The organism is Xanthomonas sp. SHU 199 (genome assembly GCF_000364665.1).
In the GTDB taxonomy this organism is placed as follows: Bacteria; Pseudomonadota; Gammaproteobacteria; order Xanthomonadales; family Xanthomonadaceae; genus Xanthomonas_A; species Xanthomonas_A sontii.
In genome coordinates, this window is sequence record NZ_AQOI01000410.1 from 1 (window position 1) to 603 (window position 603).

Sequence of the window (603 nt, forward strand, 5' to 3'; positions counted from 1 at the left end):
CGGCGCGCCGCGGCTCGCCGTGCTGGTCGACGCACGCGGCGCTGACCGTGCCGCGCTGGACGCCACGCTGGACAGCCTGCTGCTGGAGGGCACGCCGTTCGCGCAGGTGCAGGTGCTGGTGCTGGGCGACGCCTCCCTCCCCGCGTGGCCCGACCCGCGGGTCCGGATCCTGCCAGCGCTGCCGGCCGCGGCCGATGCCGCGGCGCTGTCCGCCGCACTGGAGATGGCGCCGGGCAGCGACTGGTGCCTGCGCGTGGTCGCGGGCACCCGGTTCTACGCCGGCGGCCTGCTGCGGCTGCTGCTGGAACTGGCACAGCAGCCGCAGTGCAACGCACTGTATGCGGACGAATGGCTGGCCGTGGACGCGGACACCCTGGCGCCGCTGCTGCGGCCCGACCCGGACCTGGACCTGCTGCTGGGCAACCCGCTGGCCACGGCCGGGCACTGGGTATTCCGCCGCACCGCGGTGCACGCGCTGGGCGGTTTCGATCCGGCCCACGACGGCGCCAGCGAACTGGACCTGATCCTGCGCCTGTTCCTGCGCGACGGCGGCGACGGCATCGCACACCTGCCCGAGCCGCTGCTGGTCGCCACGCCGGCCAG

1 pseudogene is annotated in these 603 nt (G+C 75.6%); it reads left to right on the forward strand.

The annotated features are described in order from the left end of the window. Positions 1-603, forward strand: a pseudogene (locus D183_RS24745) (glycosyltransferase); the annotation flags it as partial.